Below are 19,207 nucleotides of genomic sequence, written 5' to 3'. Positions count from 1 at the left end.
CTGTCTACGGTACACTAATTAAATTCACAACATAAATGATTATATTAAAACTTCTTTATGAAGTCAACTTCCAAAATTTACGCTAATGTAGAAACGTCTACACGTACGCCAGGTCCCATTGTAGAAGCAACTGTTACGTTCTTCATGTAAGTACCTTTTGCAGCAGCTGGCTTAACTTTTTGTAAAGTGTCAGCGATTGTTCTGAAGTTTTCTACTAATTTAGCATCTTCGAAAGATACTTTACCGATTGGAACGTGGATGTTACCAGCTTTATCAACGCGGTATTCAACTTTACCAGCTTTGATTTCGTTAACAGCTTTAGTTACATCGAAAGTAACTGTTCCAGTTTTAGGGTTTGGCATTAAACCTTTAGGTCCTAATACGCGACCAAGTTTACCAACTTCACCCATCATGTCAGGAGTTGCTACTACTACATCGAAATCGAACCAACCTTGTTGGATTTTACCGATGTAATCAGCATCGCCTACGAAGTCAGCTCCAGCAGCTTCAGCTTCTTTAGCTTTTTCACCTTTAGCGAATACTAATACACGTTGTACTTTACCAGTACCGTGTGGAAGAACAACTGCACCACGGATTTGTTGGTCAGCTTTCTTAGGGTCAACACCTAAACGGAATGCAGCTTCTACAGTTGCATCAAATTTAGCTGTGTTTGTTTTCTTTACTAATTCTACTGCTTCTGTTGCAGAGTAAGCAGCTGCACGATCAACAAGCTTTGCAGCTTCTACGTACTTTTTACCTCTTTTAGCCATTTTTATTTCCTCCTCGAATGTGGTTTTAGCGGAATAACCTCCCACGTTTACGCTTATTTTCAGGTATAACCTGAGGATGCGCGCCACCCATTTATTTAAAAACGATAATCATTTACGATAATAAAGGTTGCGAATTGGAATTCCAGACCCGCAACCTTTTTTAAAAAACAAATCGAATTAGTCTTCGATAACGATGCCCATACTGCGTGCAGTACCTTCAACCATACGCATTGCAGCTTCTACGCTAGCAGCGTTTAGGTCAGGCATTTTAGTTTCAGCGATTTCGCGTACTTTATCACGCTTAACAGTTGCCACTTTATTACGGTTTGGTTCACCAGAACCAGACTCAATACCAGCTACTTTCTTAAGAAGAACAGCAGCAGGAGGAGTTTTAGTAATGAAAGTGAATGAACGGTCCTCAAATACCGTAATTTCAACAGGGATGATAAGACCAGCTTGATCTGCTGTACGAGCGTTAAACTCTTTACAGAAGCCCATGATGTTAACACCTGCTTGTCCTAATGCTGGACCAACTGGTGGAGCTGGGTTAGCTTTACCTGCAGGAATTTGAAGCTTTACCATTTTAATTACCTTTTTAGCCACGAGACACACCTCCTTAAGTCCGTGATGTGGTCAATTGGACAGTGATTTGCCCTCCCACGTCATATTTTATCTCTAAGGATAAAATCTTTCAAAAAACGTCTCCGATAACGAAGACGTACTGACTTAAAAGATATTATCACTTTTTACAATTCATTTCAAGTTTCATTTTATAATTTTTCAATTTGATGGAAGTCAAGTTCAACTGGAGTCTCGCGACCAAACATGTCCACAAGCACGCTAACCTTCTTCTTCTCCACATCAATTTCTTCGATAGCACCTGTATAATCTGCGAATGGTCCCTCATTTACACGTACTGTCTCATGAAGTTCAAAGTCGAAATCAACCACTTCATTGTCCATTCCCATATGTTTCATAATAGTAACAACTTCCTCTTCTAATAGAGGTGATGGTTTAGATCCAGAACCAGAAGAACCAACGAACCCAGTTACACCTGGCGTGTTACGTACAACATACCAAGAGTCATCAGTCATGATTAATTCTACTAATACATAACCTGGGAACACTTTTCTTTTCATTAATTTTTCTTTACCATTTTTCATTTCTACTTCTACTTCTTCCGGGACAACAACACGGAAAATTTTATCTTGCATACCCATTGATTCTACACGTTTCTCTAGGTTTGCTTTTACTTTATTTTCATATCCAGAATAAGTATGGACAACATACCAACTTTTTTCCATTCATTTAGGACGAGCGTCCTTCCCTCCCTGACGTACATTTTTTTGCGCAAATGAAAAAACCCGTTCACCGGGCTTTTACACAGTTCTTATAAATAACATTATATCATGGATAAGTGCTTCTTATTCAAGAATTAACCAAGAATTAACCGAATTAAAGAAGAAATGCCCATATCAACAACTGCGAAGAAAATCGCAAAGAAGACAACTGTAGCGATAACAGTCGCTGTTGAACGGAGTAATTCATCTTTTTTAGGCCAACTTACTTTTTTCATTTCGCGACCTACATCGCCGAAAAAGTTCGTTAAACGCATCTACGGGACCTCCAGTGTATTATTTCAATTATTTATTTTGTTTCCTTGTGAACTGTATGCTGATTGCATGTTTTACAAAATTTCTTTATTTCAAGTCGCTCTACTGAGCTCGTATCTTTCATCGTAGAGTAGTTTCGATTTTTACACTCTTCACATGAGAGTACAACTTTTTTCCTCATTAGTTACACCAACCTTGTAACATTATGTCCCTAAAAATGTATCATACAATAAAAGACAATGTCAATGTCATGCCTTTTGTACTCCCTACAAAAAGAAAACAGGTGATTTTTACACCTGTAGTACTTGTTATGAATTTAAAGTGGTACTCTCTCTCATTTCCATATATCGTTCCAATTTCCGCTTCACCCTCTGTAAAGCGTTATCAATAGATTTCACATGTCTATTTAACTGTTCCGAAATCTCTTGATAAGAACGGCCGTCTAGATATAAAGAAAGCACCTTTCTTTCTAAATCGCTTAATAATTCAGATATTTTAGATTCTATGTCTGTATATTCTTCCTGACTTATAATCATTTCTTCAGGATCAGTTACCTTCGCTTCCGAAATAACATCTAATAATGTCCGATCAGATTCCTCGTCATAAATCGGTTTATCTAAAGACACATATGAATTTAACGGAATATGCTTTTGCCTGGTTGCTGTTTTAATAGCGGTAATAATTTGTCGAGTGATACACAGTTCAGCAAATGCTTTGAACGAAGACAGCTTGTCCTCCTTATAATCACGAATCGCTTTAAACAATCCAATCATACCTTCTTGAACAATATCTTCTCGATCGGCACCCACTAAGAAATAAGATCTCGATTTCGCGCGAACAAAGTTCTTATATTTGTGAATCAAATATTCTAGAGCGTCAGTATTACCTTTTCGAACTAACTCAACGATTGCCTCATCTTCTAAATCACGAAATGTAACGTCGCCTACACTTACGAAGCCTGCTTCCACCTTGATCCCTCCGACCGCTATTTATTTAGAAATATTATACAGTAAAAAGACAAAGAGCGTCAATGCTTCAACGCTCTCCTCTTCTTAATTTTTCTAACTTTTCTGTAATATCTTTACTAAATATCTTTCGCATGGCAGGTTGCTTTTCTTTTGCGTCTTGTGTACGCCTTCTTACTTGTTGCTCCATCGCTTGTACTTCCAACTCTAATTCCCGCGCAGATTTCCGGAGCGCACCTTGAGCAAATATAACCCATTGTTCCGTATAATCAGAAGTCGCAACATATATTTGCGTATTTATATTTCTAAGTTCAATCGCAAGTTGCTCTATCTTTTCATCTGCCGTTTGATTCTTCCTCGTGAATATAACTTCCACACGCGATTGTTTCATCTTTTTTTCAATACCGTGGACTGTATACGCATCAAAAACTATCATTACCTTTGTCCCTGTGTAACCTTGGTAATCCGCCATCTTATCAATCAGTGCATCTCTTGATGACTGCAAATCTACATCCCGTAGTTTCTTCAAGTCTCCCCAAGCTCCAATAATGTTGTAACCGTCAACGATTAAAATATCGTTCATTTTTTATTTACCAATTTCGTTACGTTTACGATATACCTCATACATTAACAAACTTGCGGCCACTGAAGCATTTAAGGATGTAACTTTACCAACCATCGGTAAAGTAATTAAGAAATCACATTTTTCACCAATAATACGACTCATACCTTTTCCTTCACTTCCAATTACTAATCCAATTGGCATTTTACCATCTAAATTACGATAATCCGTTTTCCCTTTTGCATCTGTACCAGCAATCCAAAGTCCACGTTCTTTTAATTCATCGATTGTACGAGATAAATTCGTTACGCGTGCAACAGGAATATATTCAATTGCCCCAGTAGATGCTTTCGCAACTGATGCAGTAAGTCCCACAGCTCTTCTTTTCGGAATTATAATTCCATGAGCCCCTGTTGCGTCCGCAGTACGCATAATAGAACCTAGGTTATGCGGGTCTTCAATTTCATCTAGAATTAAGAAGAACGGATCTTCGTTACGCTTCTCTGCTACTTTAAATAGATCTTCTAGCTCCGCATATTGATATGCGGCCACTTGAGCAATTACACCTTGATGGTTCCCCTCAACTAATTGATCTAACTTCTTTTTTGGTGCATGTTGCAAAATAATTTTATTTTCTTTCGCTAGTGCTAGTACAATTTGTACTTGTCCTTTGGCAGCACCTTCTGCGATCCAAATTTTATTAATATCTCTCCCTGATCGTAACGCTTCAATTACAGGGTTACGTCCGATAATATATTCACTACTCATGATGATGTGCCCCCTTCCTTTTCTTCTAGAACAGCAATTGCCTTATATACAATTTCGTCTAATCTTTCACGATTATTTAATAAGTGATGATAGCCAATTAACGCTTCAAAGGCTGTACTATGTCGATATGTTTGTACATCTGTATTTTTCGGAACAGTACCTGAATTTGCATTACGCCCTCTTCTTAGTACTGCCTCTTCTTCCTCAGTTAAAAATGCTGTCTCTAATAAATGATAAACAACTTTCGCCTGTGCTTTTGCCGAAACAAAGCTTGTCCCTAATCGATGCAACTGATTAGGACGAACCTTCCCTTTTTGAAGTAGGTGATAGCGGATATATTGTTCATATACCGCATCACCCATATATGCTAACGCTAAGCTGTTTAATTGCTTTGCATCAATCATTCTTATCCTCTTTTCCATCTTGTACCTTGAGCGGTATCTTCTAAAATAATATTACGATCTTTTAAATCATCGCGAATTTGATCTGATAATGCAAAATCACGATTTTTACGAGCTTCAATACGTTTTTGAATAAGCGCCTCAATTTCTTCATCTAGTAACTCTTCTTGTGCTAATTCTAACCCTAAAATATCAAATAATGTTTCAAGTTGTTTTACGTATGCTTGAATTACCACTGTAGACGTATGTTCTTCCAGTAAATATTGATTTGCATGATTTGCTACATTATATAACTCAGTGATTGCATTAGCAGTATTGAAATCATCATTCATCGCTTCTTCAAATGCAGTTTGGAATTTTTCCAGATCAGCTAACCATTTCTCATTATGATCTGTTAAATCCGTACTACTTTCCATACGGTGTTTCAAATTACCGTAAGCTGTTTTAATTCTTTCCAGTCCGTTATTTGTGCTTTGTAATAACTCTTCACTGAAATTAATTGGGTGACGATAATGTACTGATAGCATAAAGAATCTAATTAACTGCGGATCATATTGCTTAATGATATCGTGAACTAAAATAAAGTTCCCAAGTGACTTAGACATTTTCTCATTATTAATATTAATATATCCATTGTGCATCCAATAACGTGCAAATGTTTTTCCTGTTAGCGCCTCAGACTGTGCAATTTCATTCTCATGATGAGGAAATGCCAAGTCTTGACCACCGGCGTGAATATCAATTGTGTCCCCTAAGTATTTACGCGCCATTGCCGAGCATTCGATATGCCAGCCTGGACGACCTTGACCCCAAGGGCTTTCCCAGAAGATTTCTCCTTCTTTCGCAGCTTTCCATAGTGCAAAATCAAGAGGGTCTTGTTTCTTTTCTCCTACTTCAATACGCGCACCGTGACGTAAGTCCGCGATCGGTTGATGTGATAACTTACCGTACCCTTCGAATTCCTTCGTTCTAAAGTACACATCCCCTTCTGATTCATATGCATATCCTTTATTCACAAGTTCTTGAATAAATTCAATAATAATATCCATATTTTCTGTTACACGCGGATGAACTGTTGCATGTTTGCAACCTAATGCCGTTACATCTTCAAAGTACGCTTCCACGAAACGGTCCGCAATTGTCGGCACATCTTCGCCTAACTCATTTGCTGCTTTAATTAATTTATCATCTACGTCAGTAAAGTTAGATACATACTGCACATCGTACCCTTTATATTCTAAATAACGGCGCACTGTATCAAATACCATAGGTGGTCTTGCGTTCCCGATGTGAATATAGTTATAAACTGTAGGTCCGCATACATACATCTTCACCTTATTTTCTTCTAATGGAATAAACTCTTCCTTTTGACGTGTTAACGTATTATAAATGTGAATAGTCATTTTTATCCTTCCTTTCTACCTTTACTTCAAGTTGTTTTTTCAATTTATCAAGTTCTACTTCCATGACCTTTAATTTATCAAAAATTGGGTCTGGAAGGTCGGAATGATTTAATTCCTGACCGATCTTTACTCCATTTTGAATAACGACTCGGCCAGGTATACCTACAACTGTAGAATGTGCAGGGACTTCTTTTAATACGACAGAACCTGCTCCAATTTTAGAATTCTCTCCAACTGTAATAGAACCTAGTACTTTAGCACCCGTTGCAATTAATACATTATCCTGGATTGTAGGGTGCCTCTTTCCCTTTTCTTTACCCGTACCACCTAATGTAACCCCTTGATAGATCGTTACATTGTCACCAATTTCGCACGTTTCTCCAATTACAACCCCCATTCCATGGTCAATGAAAAAACGACGACCAATTGTTGCTCCTGGATGAATCTCAATGCCAGTAAAGAAACGACTAACTTGTGAGATCCAACGTGCAATAAAGAAGAAATTCTTTTTATAAAAAGCATGTGCAATTCGATGGGCCCAAACTGCATGTAATCCAGAGTAAGTCAAAATGACTTCGAAATAACTTCTTGCCGCTGGATCCTGTTCAAAAACGACTTCAATATCTTCCCGAAGCCTCTTAAACATCGACGTTCCCTCCCCTTTATGGGCTGCTTTTTCGAGTGAACTAACTCCCTACTTATCCCCCTAAATCTTTATACACGTGGATAAAGCTTATACTCACACCCAGTTTTACGGTATAAAAAAAGACGCCTCTGTCATATTGACAGAGACGCCTTATAAGCGCGGTTCCACTCTGTTTAGGCTAAAAAAGCCTCAAACTCATCTCTGATAACGGTGTACACCGCTTCTGCTTACTTTACGTCCTAAGACGTTTCGCAAAACCATTTGCTGTTCAGCAGAAGACTCGAAGGGGCATTTCAAAAACCCGCTTATAAACCACTTCCAGCCTAAGGTGGTTCTCTCTGTAAAAAGCATGATTTTCTACTTCTCCTTCTCGTCGCTTTTCCTTATTAGGTTTTAAGTATACTTATTATATTTCTAAACCTAGAAAATGTTAACCAATTACTTTTTGAAGACGATTTAAAACTTTTTCTTTTCCAAGAAGTGCAATAGCATTAGGAAGCTCTGGGCCGTGTGTTTGACCAGTAGTTGCAACACGGATTGGCATAAATAAGTTTTTACCTTTATGACCTGTTTCCTTTTGAACTGCCTTAATAGCCGCCTTAATTGCTGCCGGTTCCATAGCTTCTAGTGCTTCTACTTGACCAGCAAATGCACGAAGTACTTCTGGTACTTGTTCACCTTTTAATACTTCTTGTCCTTCTTCTTCATAATCAACATGATCTTTGAAGAACATTTCAGAAAGCTCTACAATTTCAGCTCCAAAGCTCATTTGTTCATGATATAACGCAATTACATCACGAATCCACGCTTGTTCTTGTTCACTTAAAGTTTCACCTATACGTCCAGCCTTCACTAAATGCGGTAAGCTTAATTCTACTACCGTATCTAAATCTTGCTTTTTCATATATTGGTTGTTCATCCATTTTAGTTTTTGAGAATCAAATAATGCAGGTGATTTTGATAAACGAGCTGCATCGAACATTTTGATAAACTCTTCTTGAGAGAAGATTTCTTCTTCTCCTACTGGCGACCAACCTAGTAATGCAATAAAGTTAAAGATTGCTTCTGGAAGATATCCAAGCTCTTTATATTGCTCAATAAATTGAATAATAGATTCATCACGCTTACTTAATTTTTTACGGCTTTCATTTACAATTAAAGTCATATGACCGAATTGTGGAATATCCCAACCGAAAGCTTCATAAATCATCATTTGTTTTGGAGTGTTTGAAATATGGTCATCACCACGAAGCACGTGTGTAATTTCCATTAAGTGATCATCTACTGCTACTGCAAAGTTATAAGTTGGAATCCCATCTTTTTTCACAATAACGAAATCACCGAAATCATTTGAATGGAATGCAACTTCATCTTTTACAATATCTTTAAATGTGTAATCACGGTCAGCTGGTACACGGAAACGAATACTTGGAATACGTCCCTCAGCTTCAAATTCTTTCACTTGCGCTTCAGTTAAATCACGGTGGTTACCTGCGTAACGAGGTGTTTCACCACGAGCAATTTGCCCTTCGCGTTCTGCTTCTAGTTCTTCTTCTGTCATATAACATTTGTAAGCTAAACCACGCTCTAATAAATCTTCATATAACTTTTTATAAATATCTAAACGCTCTGTTTGACGATATGGTCCAAATTCACCACCAACATCAACACCTTCATCCCAGTCCATACCGAGCCATTTCAAGTATTTTAATTGGCTTTCTTCTCCACCAGCAACATTACGTTTTACATCAGTATCTTCAATACGAATAATAAACTTACCATCTTGATGACGAGCAAATAAATAATTAAATAATGCCGTACGCGCATTTCCGATATGTAAGTGTCCTGTTGGACTTGGCGCATAGCGCACTCTCACTTGCTTTTCCATAATTGGTACACCTTCCATTCTTAATGTCAACACATTCTATAATTGTACACCAAAAAAATGTGATTATCCATCTTACGAATTAAAAACCATTATTTTTTCTGTAATAAAACAACTGCTTGAGAAGCAATTCCTTCTTCTCTACCTGTAAATCCTAATTTTTCTGTTGTTGTTGCCTTTACATTGATATTATCAATAGACGTTTCTAATAGTTCACTAATGCGTTTACGCATACTTTCAATATGTGGTGCCATTTTTGGCTTTTGAGCAATAATTGTACAATCTAAATTTCCTAATTCATAACCTTGTTCACGCACAAATTCCCAAACCTTTTGCAACAATACAGCTGAATCAGCATCTTTAAAGGCAGGGTCTGTATCAGGGAAATGTTTTCCGATATCTCCTGCTGCAATTGCACCTAAACAAGCGTCCGCGATTGTATGTAACAATACATCTGCATCGGAGTGACCGATTAATCCTTTCTCATGAGGAATTGTAACCCCACCAATAATTAACGGTCTACCCTCTGCGAATTCATGTACATCAAAACCTTGTCCAATTCGAAACATTTTTTACATCCTCCTCGAGCTAAACTACTGAGCTTTATGATTCTATATTATATCGCTATCTTTATAAAGAAAAGCCCGGCTGTTGCCGAGCTTTTCTTCGCTATAATCATTGCTATCATTTCTTTTGAACGTGAAGAAAACTTTCAGCAATTAGTAAATCCTCTGGAGTCGTCACCTTAATATTATAGTAACTCCCCTCTACTACACCTACTTGCTTCCCGATACGTTCTACCAGACTTGCATCATCTGTACCAAGAAAACAACTCTGTTTCGCACTTCTATGAGCTTCTAACAAAAGAGAAACAGAGAACCCTTGCGGTGTTTGTACAGCTTTCAGCTGAGATCTTTCTACTGTTTCTACAACAACACCCTGCTCTACTTTCTTAACAGTATCTTTCACTGGCACCGCACAAATGGAAGCTCCATATTTTTCTGCTGCAGTTAATACATCTTGAATCACTTTATTCGTTACAAACGGGCGCGCACCGTCATGTACAAGAACATACTCAACATCACTCGTATGCTGAATCGCGTTATATACACTATCTTGTCTTTCAGCTCCACCTTGAATAAATTGCACTGGCTTTTTAACCGGATACTTCTGCATTAACTCTTCAAAATACGGGCGCTCTTCTTCATTAATTGCCATAATAATATTTTTACATGCTTTATCCTTTTCAAAAGCACGTAACGTATGCACAATAATCGGTACTTCATTAATAAGTAAGAACAACTTATTTTTGCCAGCACCCATCCGCTTTCCTTGACCCGCTGCTGGAATAATTAATGTATACATATTAATAATCCTCTACTTATAATGCTTTTTCTAATAATTTACGTTTGGCAAAAATCATACGCCCCGCCGATGTTTGTAACACACTCGTAACGAGTACATCGAGTTGTGAGCCCACATATTCTCTACCATCTTCTACTACAATCATTGTGCCATCATCTAAATATGCCACACCTTGATTTTGTTCTTTTCCATCTTTTACAACATAAACACTTAGTTCTTCACCTGGGAGTACAACAGGTTTAATTGCATTAGCTAAATCGTTAATGTTTAGCACCGTTACCCCTTGTAATTCAGAGACCTTGTTTAAGTTGAAGTCATTCGTTACTACCGTTCCACCAGTGATTTTCGCTAACTTTACAAGTTTGCTATCCACTTCTTGAATATCGTCGAAATCGCCTTCATAAATTTCTACCGGAATCGGCATCTCTTTTTGAATACGATTTAAAATATCTAATCCTCTGCGACCACGATTACGTTTTAAAGCATCAGAAGAATCGGCAATGTGCTGAAGTTCTTCTAACACGAATTGTGGAATGACAATTGTTCCTTCTAAAAACTTTGTTTGGCAAATATCAGCAATACGTCCATCGATAATTACACTTGTATCAAGAATTTTCCAATGCGCTAAAGATTCTTCTACCTCATTTTCTGGTTCTTCATTCTCACTATTATTATTTTTCTTTTTCCCACGTTGTGGTAATGTAAATAATCCTAGCAATTCATTCCTCTTTTTAAACCCTACTTGGAATCCTAAATATCCTAGTAAAAGAGTAAAGAACACTTGCAACACTGTACTAATAACTGGAATTGTAAATTCACGAATTGGTATTAAAATTAAATACGCAACAATAAGCCCAGAGATTAACCCTAATGTACCAAATAAAACATCTGCTACAGGCGCCTTTACAAGAGCCTCTTCAATATGCTTAATAAGTTGAACAATATAATCTACAAGCCAAAATGTTGTTAAAAATAAAATAATTGCACCAATAATTGCACGAACATACGATCCTTCCAATAAAGGAACGGCACCGATGTCTAATACATTAATAACTTTTGGGATTAAGTAAATCCCTAACGCTCCCCCGATTACTAAAAAGAAGAGCTGTACAATCCGTTTTAACATCCAACCACCTCCTACTCATTATTAACCATTGTTTCGCTAATCAAAACGCCGAATGCAAAAGCGGACGTGTTTTTTTATAAATAGTTTTATTTACCAATATATCATATCATATACCAAAAATGTTCTAGTGTCGTTATATTATGGAATCAATGTAATATTCTTAATTGTGTCTACTCATATAGAGATGCTCTTGAATTCTTTTTAGGCCTTCTCGTATTTTCTTCGCCCTGACTTCTCCAATTCCTTCCACATCATCTAATTCATTAATAGTTGCACGACAAACACCCTGCAAGGTTTTAAATCGATTAATTAAATTTTCAATGATAAGTGGTGGAACACGCGAAATTTTGCTTGTGATTCGGTATCCTCTCGGCGTCACACTTTCTTCTAAGCTCGTTTGTCCCGGGTATCCGAGCAATTTAACTAAATCACTATCCTCTAGAAGTTGTGTATTCGCAAGCTCTTGTAACTTTTTCAAAACTTGATGATGGTCTTGTGTTTTTTCTTGATAGTAATCTTTAATTAATAGCGCTGCCTCTGCTTCTAAGTCGGCTAGTAGTTCCGTAAGTTGTAAACGAATTAACCTACCTTCTGTTCCCAATTCATGAATATAGCTCAATATTTCATTTTTAATACGTAGTACCATTTCAACACTATGTAAAACATGAACCACCTCGGACATTGTAACAACCTCTTCAAATTCTAGAATGCCCAAATTCGTAATCCCATCATTCCATACAGCCTTATATTTTTCTAACGTTTGAATAGCTTGGTTTGCCTTTGTTAAAATAACACCTATATCTTTTAGTGTATAACGTAAATTCCCTTGGTATAGCGTAATTACGTTACGTCTCTGTGAAATAGCCACAACAAGGCTACCAGTCTGCTTTGCTACACGCTCCGCTGTTCGGTGGCGCATACCTGTCTCAATAGAGTCGATAGATGACTCTGGAACTAACTGTGCGTTCGCAATCAAAATTTTACTTCCAGTTTCATTTAAAATAAGTGCCCCATCCATTTTTGCTAATTCGTATAAACTAGCCGGAGAAAATGCACAATTAATATGAAAACCTCCATCAACAATACTTTTAATCTGCTCATTATATCCAAGAACAATTAATCCCCCTGTTTGTGCGCGAAGTACATTATCTATCCCTTCGCGCAGTGGTGTTCCCGGGGCCACAAGTTGTAAAATATTAATCATACTTTTGACACGTTGCTTGTTTTCTTCCATAGCCTAGCCTCCTAATGTCAAACGAAGCGCTTCTCCTAAATTAGATACACCAACTACCTCAATCCCATCTGGAATTGTCCATCCTCCCAAATTTTTTCTAGGAATAATAGCGCGTTGAAATCCTAATTTAGCTGCTTCTTGTACACGTTGTTCAATTCTTGATACTCTTCTTATTTCTCCAGTTAATCCTACTTCTCCTATTACTGCATCGGTTGGTGCCGTAGATTTATCTCTAAAACTTGAAGCTATACTTAAAGCGACAGCTAAATCAATTGCTGGTTCATCTAACTTCAAACCACCTGCTACTTTTAAATATGCATCCTGATTTTGCAATAATAAGCCTGTTCTTTTTTCTAGCACTGCCATAATAAGCGATACACGGTTATGATCAATTCCCGTGGCCATTCTTCGAGGGTTTCCAAAACTAGTAGGGGAGATTAATGCTTGTATTTCTACTAAAACTGGTCTTGTTCCTTCCATTGAGGCAACCACTGTTGATCCTGCAACCCCAACTGGTCTTTCCTCAAGAAAAATTTCAGAAGGGTTTAATACTTCTGCAAGGCCAAGCTCTTTCATTTCAAAAATACCCATTTCATTCGTAGAACCAAAACGATTCTTTACTGCTCGCAAAATGCGGTATGTATGATGACGGTCTCCTTCAAAGTAAAGAACTGCATCGACCATATGTTCTAACATACGAGGTCCTGCAATCGCTCCCTCTTTTGTCACATGTCCAACGATAAAAATAGGGATCCCTTTCGTTTTTGCAAGTTTCATTAATTCCGCTGTACATTCACGAACTTGTGCCACACTTCCCGGCGCTGATGTTACGTCAGGTAGATGTATTGTTTGAATAGAATCAATAACAACAAAGGCTGGGTTCACCTCTTCAATATGTGTTGCAATTCGCTGTAAATCCGTCTCTGATACAACAAATAGATTACTACCATTTACATGTAAACGATCCGCACGCAGTTTAATCTGTTTTGCTGATTCTTCACCCGATATATATAGGACATCATATGAAGAATCTGCTAATTGCGATGATATTTGTAACAGTAACGTTGATTTTCCAATCCCGGGGTCTCCACCAATCAGTACTAAGGATCCATCTACAATCCCGCCACCAAGTACACGGTTAAATTCTTGAAATTTTGTTTCAATACGCGCCTCAGACTTTGTTTCCACTTCTGTTAGACGTCTTGGTTTTGTTACTTCTGTTTGAATTGCATTGGCATAATTAAGGCGCCTTGATGATACAACTGGTTCCATCTCTTCAACAAGCGTATTCCATTGACCACATCCAGGGCATTTCCCCATATATTTTGGTGACTGATACCCACACTCTTGACATGTGAATTTTGTTTTCTTTTTAGCCATATCGTTTTATATCTCACTTCACTTTCATCTATAAACAATTTATCCTTGTCGTACAAGAAAGAGGGCTATCTCGTAGCCCTCTTAGTTTGTCTATACTTATTTTACCTTTTCAGCACTATGAATGACAAATGATTCTCCTTCAACATCAAAGATAACTTTTTGTCCTTTCTCAATAGCACCTTTTAAAAGTTCTTCCGATAGTCTATCTTCTACATGTTTCTGAATTGCTCTACGAAGCGGACGAGCACCGTACTCTCGGTCAAACCCTTTATCAGCAATAGCCGAAATCGCTCCTTCTGTTAAATGCAATTCAATTTCTTGCTCTTTTAAGCGATTTACTAACTGATTTACCATAAGTGTTACAATCTCTTGAATATGTTTTTTCTCAAGCATATGGAACACGATAATTTCATCAATACGGTTTAAGAATTCTGGACGGAATGCCTTTTTCAGTTCATCCATTACTTTACCTTTCATATCTGAATAATCGCGGCTCTCATCTTGTACGTTAAATCCAAGATGTTTATTACGTTTTAACGCTTCTGCACCAACGTTAGATGTCATAATAACAATTGTATTACGGAAATCAACTGTACGCCCTTTAGAATCTGTTAAGCGACCATCTTCTAATACTTGTAGTAAAATGTTAAACACATCAGGATGAGCTTTCTCTACTTCATCTAATAAGACAACTGAATATGGCTTACGGCGAACCTTTTCTGTTAATTGTCCACCTTCTTCATATCCAACATATCCTGGAGGAGATCCAACTAAACGAGAAGTAGAATGCTTCTCCATGTACTCAGACATATCGATGCGAATCATTGCATCCTCATCACCGAACATAGATTCTGCCAACGCTCTTGCTAACTCCGTTTTACCTACACCTGTTGGTCCTAAGAAAATAAATGAACCAATCGGACGTTTCGGATCTTTCAAGCCTGCTCTAGCACGACGAACAGCTTTCGCTACAGCTACTACCGCTTCATCTTGACCAATAACACGATCGTGAAGAATCGATTCTAAGTTTAATAATTTATCAGTCTCTGTTTGTGCAAGCTTAGAAACCGGGATACGAGTCCACGTAGAAACAACATTTGCAATGTCTTCTACTGTCACTTCTGAGTTTTCTTTTCCTTGTTGCTCTTTCCATTGACGCTTCGTATCTTCTAACTTCTCACGTAAGCGTTGTTCCATATCACGTAACGAAGCAGCTTTTTCAAATTCTTGACTTTGTACAGCTGCATCTTTCTCTTTTCTAATTTCCTCAAGCTTCACTTCAAGCTCTTTTAGATTTGGTGGTGTTGTATAAGAGCGTAAGCGAACCTTTGAAGCAGCTTCATCAATTAAATCAATTGCTTTATCTGGTAAGAAACGATCTGTAATATAACGATCTGAAAGCTTTACAGCTGCATCAATTGCATCATCCGTAATAGATACGCGGTGATGTGCCTCATAACGATCGCGTAAACCTTTCAAAATTTGAGTTGATTCCTCTAAACTTGGCTCATCAACGTGAATTGGTTGGAAACGTCTCTCTAAAGCTGCGTCTTTTTCAATATATTTACGATATTCATCTAACGTTGTCGCCCCAATACATTGTAATTCCCCACGAGCTAAAGATGGTTTTAAAATATTCGATGCGTCAATAGCACCTTCTGCGCCACCTGCACCAATTAATGTATGAAGTTCATCAATAAATAGAATGATATTTCCTGCTTGGCGGATTTCATCCATTACTTTCTTCAAACGGTCTTCAAATTCACCACGGTATTTCGTTCCGGCTACCACCGTACCCATATCTAGTGTCATAACACGCTTATCTCTTAAAGTTTCAGGAACTTCATTATTTACGATTTGTTGCGCTAATCCTTCTGCAATTGCCGTTTTACCTACACCAGGTTCCCCGATTAATACAGGGTTGTTTTTTGTTCTACGACTTAAAACTTCAATTACACGTTGAATTTCTTTACCACGTCCAATAACAGGATCTAAACGATTTTCACGTGCAACAACTGTTAAATCACGTGCTAAACTATCAAGTGTTGGTGTATTTGCATTTGTTGAAGAACCACCTTGATGACCTGAACTTGCTTCATTACTTCCAAGAAGTTGCAATACTTGTTGTCTTGCTTTATTTAAGCTAACACCTAAGTTATTCAAAACACGTGCTGCTACCCCTTCACCTTCGCGGATTAAACCAAGTAAGATATGTTCTGTTCCAACATAAGAATGGCCTAATTTGCGAGCTTCATCCATAGACAACTCAATAACCTTTTTAGCACGCGGTGTATAATGTACAGTTTGAGAAGCTTCTGTTCCTCGCCCAATTAACGCTTCTACCTCTTTTTGAACTTTCTCCGGGCTTAATCCAAGAGCAATCAACGCTTTTGCTGCAATTCCTTCACCTTCGCGTACAAGCCCAAGTAAAATATGTTCTGTTCCAATATTGTTATGCCCAATACGAATCGCTTCCTCTTGAGATAAAGCTAATACTTTCTGTGCTCTTTCTGTAAATCTTCCAAACATCATAGAAATCGCCTCCTACTTGCGCTTAGTTTTTTTCAATACGTAATCGCTCACGGATTAAGGTTGCTCTTCGATAATCTCTTTCTTCTGGTCCTAAAGGTCCTCCTGCATATTGTTGTAAAATGCCTGGTTGTGTAAGGACCATTAGCTCAGTCAAAATATTTCTCGATATACCTTTTATATATCCTAAATCAATACCAAGTCGTAAATCTGATAAGCAATTGGCTGCTTCCGCAGATTGAATTAAACGACTGTTGGCTAGTATGCCATAAGAGCGATAAACTTTATCTTCAAGCTCAATACTTGAATTTTGTACAATTAATTCTCTAGCCATCTTTTCTTGCTGTATGATTTGTTGAATGACACTCTTTAAATCTGCAATAATATCTTCTTCAGATTTTCCTAGCGTCATTTGGTTTGACACTTGAAATATATTACCTAACGCTTCGCTACCTTCACCGTATATTCCTCTTACTACTAACCCTAATTTTTGAATTACTTGTATAATACGGCTAATTCTTTTCGTTAAAACGAGTCCCGGTAAATGAATCATTACGGAAGCCCTCAATCCTGTACCAACATTAGTAGGGCAGCTTGTAATATATCCAAGTGATTCATCAAAAGCATATTCAACCTCTTTCTCAATCCAATTATCTATTTGATTGGCACTTTGAAGAGCCTCTGATAACTGCAATCCTGAAAATAAGCACTGAATCCGAATATGGTCTTCTTCATTCAGCATAACACTAATATGTTCGCTTTCTGACAATAGACATGCTCCATATTCTGTTCCTGCAAGGTTGGGACTAATTAAATGCTTTTCAACTAATACTCTCCTTTGAAGAGGCGTTAATTCATCCATTTTTAATAGCTCAAACTCTCCAAAAGGTTCTACCGTTTTATTTATAAATTCCTTTTTAAATAATTCTTGAATCAGTTTAGCTTCTTCTTCATTTTGCATAGTAGAGAATTGATATTTTTTAAAATTACGAGCCAAACGAATTCGACTACTTAAAACAATATCAGAATCAGGGCCATCCCCCTTCATCCATGGACTAATCGCTTCATTCATAATTTTGTCCAGTGACATAGAACTATTCCCCCTCTCTATGCTCACTAAGCTGATTTTCAAGGTTTCTAATTTTATCCCTTACTTCAGCAGCTTTCTCAAATTCCTCTTTGTGTACGTATTGTTTCAGAATGAGTTTTAGTTCATCTAATTCTTTCTTTAAGTGAATATTTCCTTCTATACGCTCCGGAATTTTTCCGCAATGATCTGTATGCCCGCCGTGAAGACGTTTTAATAATGGCTTTAAATGTTCCTTAAATGTATCGTAACAAGAAGCACATCCAAAGCGTCCTACCTTTGTAAGTTGCTCATATGTCATTTTACAATCTGGACATCTTAATATATTTGTGTTCGAAAATCCGCTTTTTCCTTCTTCAAACACTGTTGATTCACCGTGTAATAACCCAGCAAATAAATCATGGAATGAAAAGTTAGACTGCGATGATTGAAAGAAAGACGTATAGCCACTTTGTTCTGCACATTGCTCACAAAGATGAACTTCCGCCTTCTTTTCGTTGATTACTTTTGTATAATGTAAAGTTGCTGGTCTTATATTACAGTTTTGACAAGTCATCACTATCCCCACCTTTACAACAGGAACGATCTATCTCATAGTACTTTTCATACATTACTAGACTGTTCACTTTCCTTTATTCGTTTACATAAAAGTGCGTGTTCTTTTTTTCAAAACTTCTACAATATTTAACTGCTTTATCTCTTAGTTATTATTCTTTTACAAAAGCTGTATTTATTTATATTTCAGTGTTCTTAACATTGCGCATAATATTCGAGCCCTAAGTTCATCTCGAGAAGGAACATCCATTGATAATACAGAACGATCTAGTACGCTTAACATAAGTTTAGCTTCACGATTCGTTATGATTCCCTCTTCTATTAAACGTATAATCATACTCTCTGCATTTCCTTGCGCAACGCTATGATCAATCATATGAAGCATTTGATCAATAATGTCTATATCATCATGCAGTTTGACTTTTATAATGCGAATGTAACCTCCTCCACCACGTTTACTTTCTACTACAAATCCTCTTTCTAACGTAAAACGGGTATTGATTACATAATTGATTTGAGATGGTACGCACTCGAATCGATCCGCAATCTCATTTCTTTTGATTTCAATCACATTATTATTACTTAAGTCAATAACTTGCTTTAGATATTGCTCAATGATATCAGATATATTTCTCATTTATCCGCCACCTTTATTGACTTTGACTATCTTTGACTTTAATTATATACGTATTAATAAAATTTGCAACTCTTTTGCTTATTTACTATCCTAGCCACATTTTCCTGTATTTAATCAAAATAATAATTATTTAAATACATTTTTAATTACTATGGATTATAAAAGAAAACACGAAAAAACACGAGTCATTTGACTCGTGTTTAGTTGCTTGGCGACGTCCTACTCTCACAGGGACAAGGTCCCAACTACCATCGGCGCTAGAGAGCTTAACTTCCGTGTTC

The 19,207-nt window shown here is 37.3% G+C and carries 21 protein-coding genes and 2 other annotated features (1 of these 23 cut by a window edge); all 21 genes read right to left on the bottom strand.

Going from position 1 to position 19,207, the window contains the following annotated elements:
* Positions 1-28, bottom strand: a sequence feature (ribosomal protein L10 leader region) (it extends 116 nt beyond the left edge of the window).
* Between the two features lie 49 nt (positions 29-77).
* The 21 genes from rplA to ctsR all read right to left on the bottom strand — a co-directional run bounded on the left by rplA (position 78) and on the right by ctsR (position 18,926).
* Positions 78-770 (bottom strand): 50S ribosomal protein L1, encoded by a 693-nt coding sequence (gene rplA / locus PDK19_RS23880; protein ID WP_002020168.1) that lies wholly within the window; start codon positions 768-770, stop codon positions 78-80.
* A gap of 177 nt (positions 771-947) precedes the next feature.
* The gene (gene rplK / locus PDK19_RS23875; protein WP_001085872.1) at positions 948-1,373 is read right to left on the bottom strand and encodes a 50S ribosomal protein L11; all 426 of its coding nucleotides are present in this window, start codon (positions 1,371-1,373) and stop codon (positions 948-950) included.
* Positions 1,374-1,540: 167 nt separating this feature from the next.
* Positions 1,541-2,074, bottom strand: a complete 534-nt coding sequence (nusG, locus tag PDK19_RS23870; RefSeq protein ID WP_000415794.1) for a transcription termination/antitermination protein NusG — start codon at positions 2,072-2,074, stop codon at positions 1,541-1,543.
* A gap of 131 nt (positions 2,075-2,205) precedes the next feature.
* Positions 2,206-2,385 carry a preprotein translocase subunit SecE gene (gene secE / locus PDK19_RS23865; RefSeq protein WP_001241321.1) on the bottom strand — a complete coding sequence of 60 codons (180 nt, stop codon included), beginning with the start codon at positions 2,383-2,385 and terminating at the stop codon, positions 2,206-2,208.
* 32 nt (positions 2,386-2,417) lie between these two features.
* Positions 2,418-2,564 (bottom strand): 50S ribosomal protein L33, encoded by a 147-nt coding sequence (gene rpmG / locus PDK19_RS23860; RefSeq protein ID WP_002070160.1) that lies wholly within the window; start codon positions 2,562-2,564, stop codon positions 2,418-2,420.
* A 127-nt stretch (positions 2,565-2,691) separates the two neighbouring features.
* The gene (locus tag PDK19_RS23855; protein ID WP_000387198.1) at positions 2,692-3,351 is read right to left on the bottom strand and encodes an RNA polymerase sporulation sigma factor SigH; all 660 of its coding nucleotides are present in this window, start codon (positions 3,349-3,351) and stop codon (positions 2,692-2,694) included.
* 67 nt (positions 3,352-3,418) lie between these two features.
* Entirely contained in the window at positions 3,419-3,931 is a 513-nt protein-coding gene (locus PDK19_RS23850; RefSeq protein ID WP_000997882.1) for an NYN domain-containing protein, read from the bottom strand.
* 3 nt (positions 3,932-3,934) lie between these two features.
* Positions 3,935-4,678 (bottom strand): 23S rRNA (guanosine(2251)-2'-O)-methyltransferase RlmB, encoded by a 744-nt coding sequence (gene rlmB, locus PDK19_RS23845; RefSeq protein ID WP_000093759.1) that lies wholly within the window; start codon positions 4,676-4,678, stop codon positions 3,935-3,937.
* Positions 4,675-5,082 (bottom strand): Mini-ribonuclease 3, encoded by a 408-nt coding sequence (locus tag PDK19_RS23840; RefSeq protein WP_000564261.1) that lies wholly within the window; start codon positions 5,080-5,082, stop codon positions 4,675-4,677. Before PDK19_RS23840 ends, rlmB begins: the two co-directional genes overlap by 4 nt.
* A 2-nt stretch (positions 5,083-5,084) precedes the next feature.
* Positions 5,085-6,482 carry a cysteine--tRNA ligase gene (cysS, locus tag PDK19_RS23835; protein ID WP_000152256.1) on the bottom strand — a complete coding sequence of 466 codons (1,398 nt, stop codon included), beginning with the start codon at positions 6,480-6,482 and terminating at the stop codon, positions 5,085-5,087.
* Positions 6,463-7,128, bottom strand: a complete 666-nt coding sequence (gene cysE, locus PDK19_RS23830; RefSeq protein WP_000476500.1) for a serine O-acetyltransferase — start codon at positions 7,126-7,128, stop codon at positions 6,463-6,465. The genes cysS and cysE overlap by 20 nt, the downstream gene beginning before the upstream one ends.
* Positions 7,129-7,266: 138 nt before the next feature.
* Positions 7,267-7,511: a binding site (T-box leader), on the bottom strand.
* Positions 7,512-7,558: 47 nt separating this feature from the next.
* On the bottom strand, positions 7,559-9,016 hold the full coding sequence (gltX, locus tag PDK19_RS23825; RefSeq protein ID WP_000415154.1) for a glutamate--tRNA ligase: 1,458 nt from the start codon (positions 9,014-9,016) through the stop codon (positions 7,559-7,561).
* 89 nt (positions 9,017-9,105) lie between these two features.
* Complete coding sequence (gene ispF, locus PDK19_RS23820; protein ID WP_000488396.1) at positions 9,106-9,582, bottom strand: 2-C-methyl-D-erythritol 2,4-cyclodiphosphate synthase; 477 nt, start codon at positions 9,580-9,582, stop codon at positions 9,106-9,108.
* Positions 9,583-9,697: 115 nt separating this feature from the next.
* Positions 9,698-10,378, bottom strand: a complete 681-nt coding sequence (gene ispD / locus PDK19_RS23815) for a 2-C-methyl-D-erythritol 4-phosphate cytidylyltransferase (RefSeq protein WP_000288294.1) — start codon at positions 10,376-10,378, stop codon at positions 9,698-9,700.
* A gap of 16 nt (positions 10,379-10,394) precedes the next feature.
* On the bottom strand, positions 10,395-11,504 hold the full coding sequence (locus PDK19_RS23810) for a PIN/TRAM domain-containing protein (protein WP_000919684.1): 1,110 nt from the start codon (positions 11,502-11,504) through the stop codon (positions 10,395-10,397).
* A gap of 160 nt (positions 11,505-11,664) precedes the next feature.
* Positions 11,665-12,738: a DNA integrity scanning diadenylate cyclase DisA gene (gene disA, locus PDK19_RS23805; protein WP_074614948.1), complete on the bottom strand. Its 1,074-nt coding sequence runs from the start codon at positions 12,736-12,738 to the stop codon at positions 11,665-11,667.
* Between the two features lie 3 nt (positions 12,739-12,741).
* Positions 12,742-14,118: a DNA repair protein RadA gene (gene radA, locus PDK19_RS23800; RefSeq protein WP_270708149.1), complete on the bottom strand. Its 1,377-nt coding sequence runs from the start codon at positions 14,116-14,118 to the stop codon at positions 12,742-12,744.
* A gap of 96 nt (positions 14,119-14,214) precedes the next feature.
* On the bottom strand, positions 14,215-16,650 hold the full coding sequence (gene clpC, locus PDK19_RS23795) for an ATP-dependent protease ATP-binding subunit ClpC (RefSeq protein ID WP_098925102.1): 2,436 nt from the start codon (positions 16,648-16,650) through the stop codon (positions 14,215-14,217).
* 22 nt (positions 16,651-16,672) lie between these two features.
* Complete coding sequence (locus tag PDK19_RS23790) at positions 16,673-17,737, bottom strand: protein arginine kinase (RefSeq protein ID WP_270708146.1); 1,065 nt, start codon at positions 17,735-17,737, stop codon at positions 16,673-16,675.
* 4 nt (positions 17,738-17,741) lie between these two features.
* The gene (locus PDK19_RS23785) at positions 17,742-18,290 is read right to left on the bottom strand and encodes a UvrB/UvrC motif-containing protein (RefSeq protein ID WP_270708144.1); all 549 of its coding nucleotides are present in this window, start codon (positions 18,288-18,290) and stop codon (positions 17,742-17,744) included.
* A gap of 174 nt (positions 18,291-18,464) precedes the next feature.
* Positions 18,465-18,926: a transcriptional regulator CtsR gene (gene ctsR / locus PDK19_RS23780; RefSeq protein WP_001244563.1), complete on the bottom strand. Its 462-nt coding sequence runs from the start codon at positions 18,924-18,926 to the stop codon at positions 18,465-18,467.
* Between the last annotated feature and the right edge of the window lie 281 nt (positions 18,927-19,207).

The sequence above is a fragment of the Bacillus cereus group sp. BcHK124 genome (assembly GCF_027712065.1).
Taxonomy (GTDB): Bacteria; Bacillota; Bacilli; order Bacillales; family Bacillaceae_G; genus Bacillus_A; species Bacillus_A pacificus.
This window is presented reverse-complemented; position numbering and strand designations above follow the sequence as displayed.

Coding starts and splice junctions, on each gene's coding strand:
- ctsR (WP_001244563.1), bottom strand. CDS start 18,926: ATGAGAAATATATCTGATATCATTGAGCAATATCTAAAGCAAGTTATT.
- cysS (WP_000152256.1), bottom strand. CDS start 6,482: ATGACTATTCACATTTATAATACGTTAACACGTCAAAAGGAAGAGTTT.
- radA (WP_270708149.1), bottom strand. CDS start 14,118: ATGGCTAAAAAGAAAACAAAATTCACATGTCAAGAGTGTGGGTATCAG.
- PDK19_RS23850 (WP_000997882.1), bottom strand. CDS start 3,931: ATGAACGATATTTTAATCGTTGACGGTTACAACATTATTGGAGCTTGG.
- cysE (WP_000476500.1), bottom strand. CDS start 7,128: ATGTTTAAGAGGCTTCGGGAAGATATTGAAGTCGTTTTTGAACAGGAT.
- PDK19_RS23840 (WP_000564261.1), bottom strand. CDS start 5,082: ATGATTGATGCAAAGCAATTAAACAGCTTAGCGTTAGCATATATGGGT.
- ispF (WP_000488396.1), bottom strand. CDS start 9,582: ATGTTTCGAATTGGACAAGGTTTTGATGTACATGAATTCGCAGAGGGT.
- PDK19_RS23810 (WP_000919684.1), bottom strand. CDS start 11,504: ATGTTAAAACGGATTGTACAGCTCTTCTTTTTAGTAATCGGGGGAGCG.
- rplA (WP_002020168.1), bottom strand. CDS start 770: ATGGCTAAAAGAGGTAAAAAGTACGTAGAAGCTGCAAAGCTTGTTGAT.
- secE (WP_001241321.1), bottom strand. CDS start 2,385: ATGCGTTTAACGAACTTTTTCGGCGATGTAGGTCGCGAAATGAAAAAA.
- PDK19_RS23785 (WP_270708144.1), bottom strand. CDS start 18,290: ATGACTTGTCAAAACTGTAATATAAGACCAGCAACTTTACATTATACA.
- PDK19_RS23790 (WP_270708146.1), bottom strand. CDS start 17,737: ATGTCACTGGACAAAATTATGAATGAAGCGATTAGTCCATGGATGAAG.
- nusG (WP_000415794.1), bottom strand. CDS start 2,074: ATGGAAAAAAGTTGGTATGTTGTCCATACTTATTCTGGATATGAAAAT.
- gltX (WP_000415154.1), bottom strand. CDS start 9,016: ATGGAAAAGCAAGTGAGAGTGCGCTATGCGCCAAGTCCAACAGGACAC.
- ispD (WP_000288294.1), bottom strand. CDS start 10,378: ATGTATACATTAATTATTCCAGCAGCGGGTCAAGGAAAGCGGATGGGT.
- rlmB (WP_000093759.1), bottom strand. CDS start 4,678: ATGAGTAGTGAATATATTATCGGACGTAACCCTGTAATTGAAGCGTTA.
- rpmG (WP_002070160.1), bottom strand. CDS start 2,564: ATGAGGAAAAAAGTTGTACTCTCATGTGAAGAGTGTAAAAATCGAAAC.
- disA (WP_074614948.1), bottom strand. CDS start 12,738: ATGGAAGAAAACAAGCAACGTGTCAAAAGTATGATTAATATTTTACAA.
- clpC (WP_098925102.1), bottom strand. CDS start 16,650: ATGATGTTTGGAAGATTTACAGAAAGAGCACAGAAAGTATTAGCTTTA.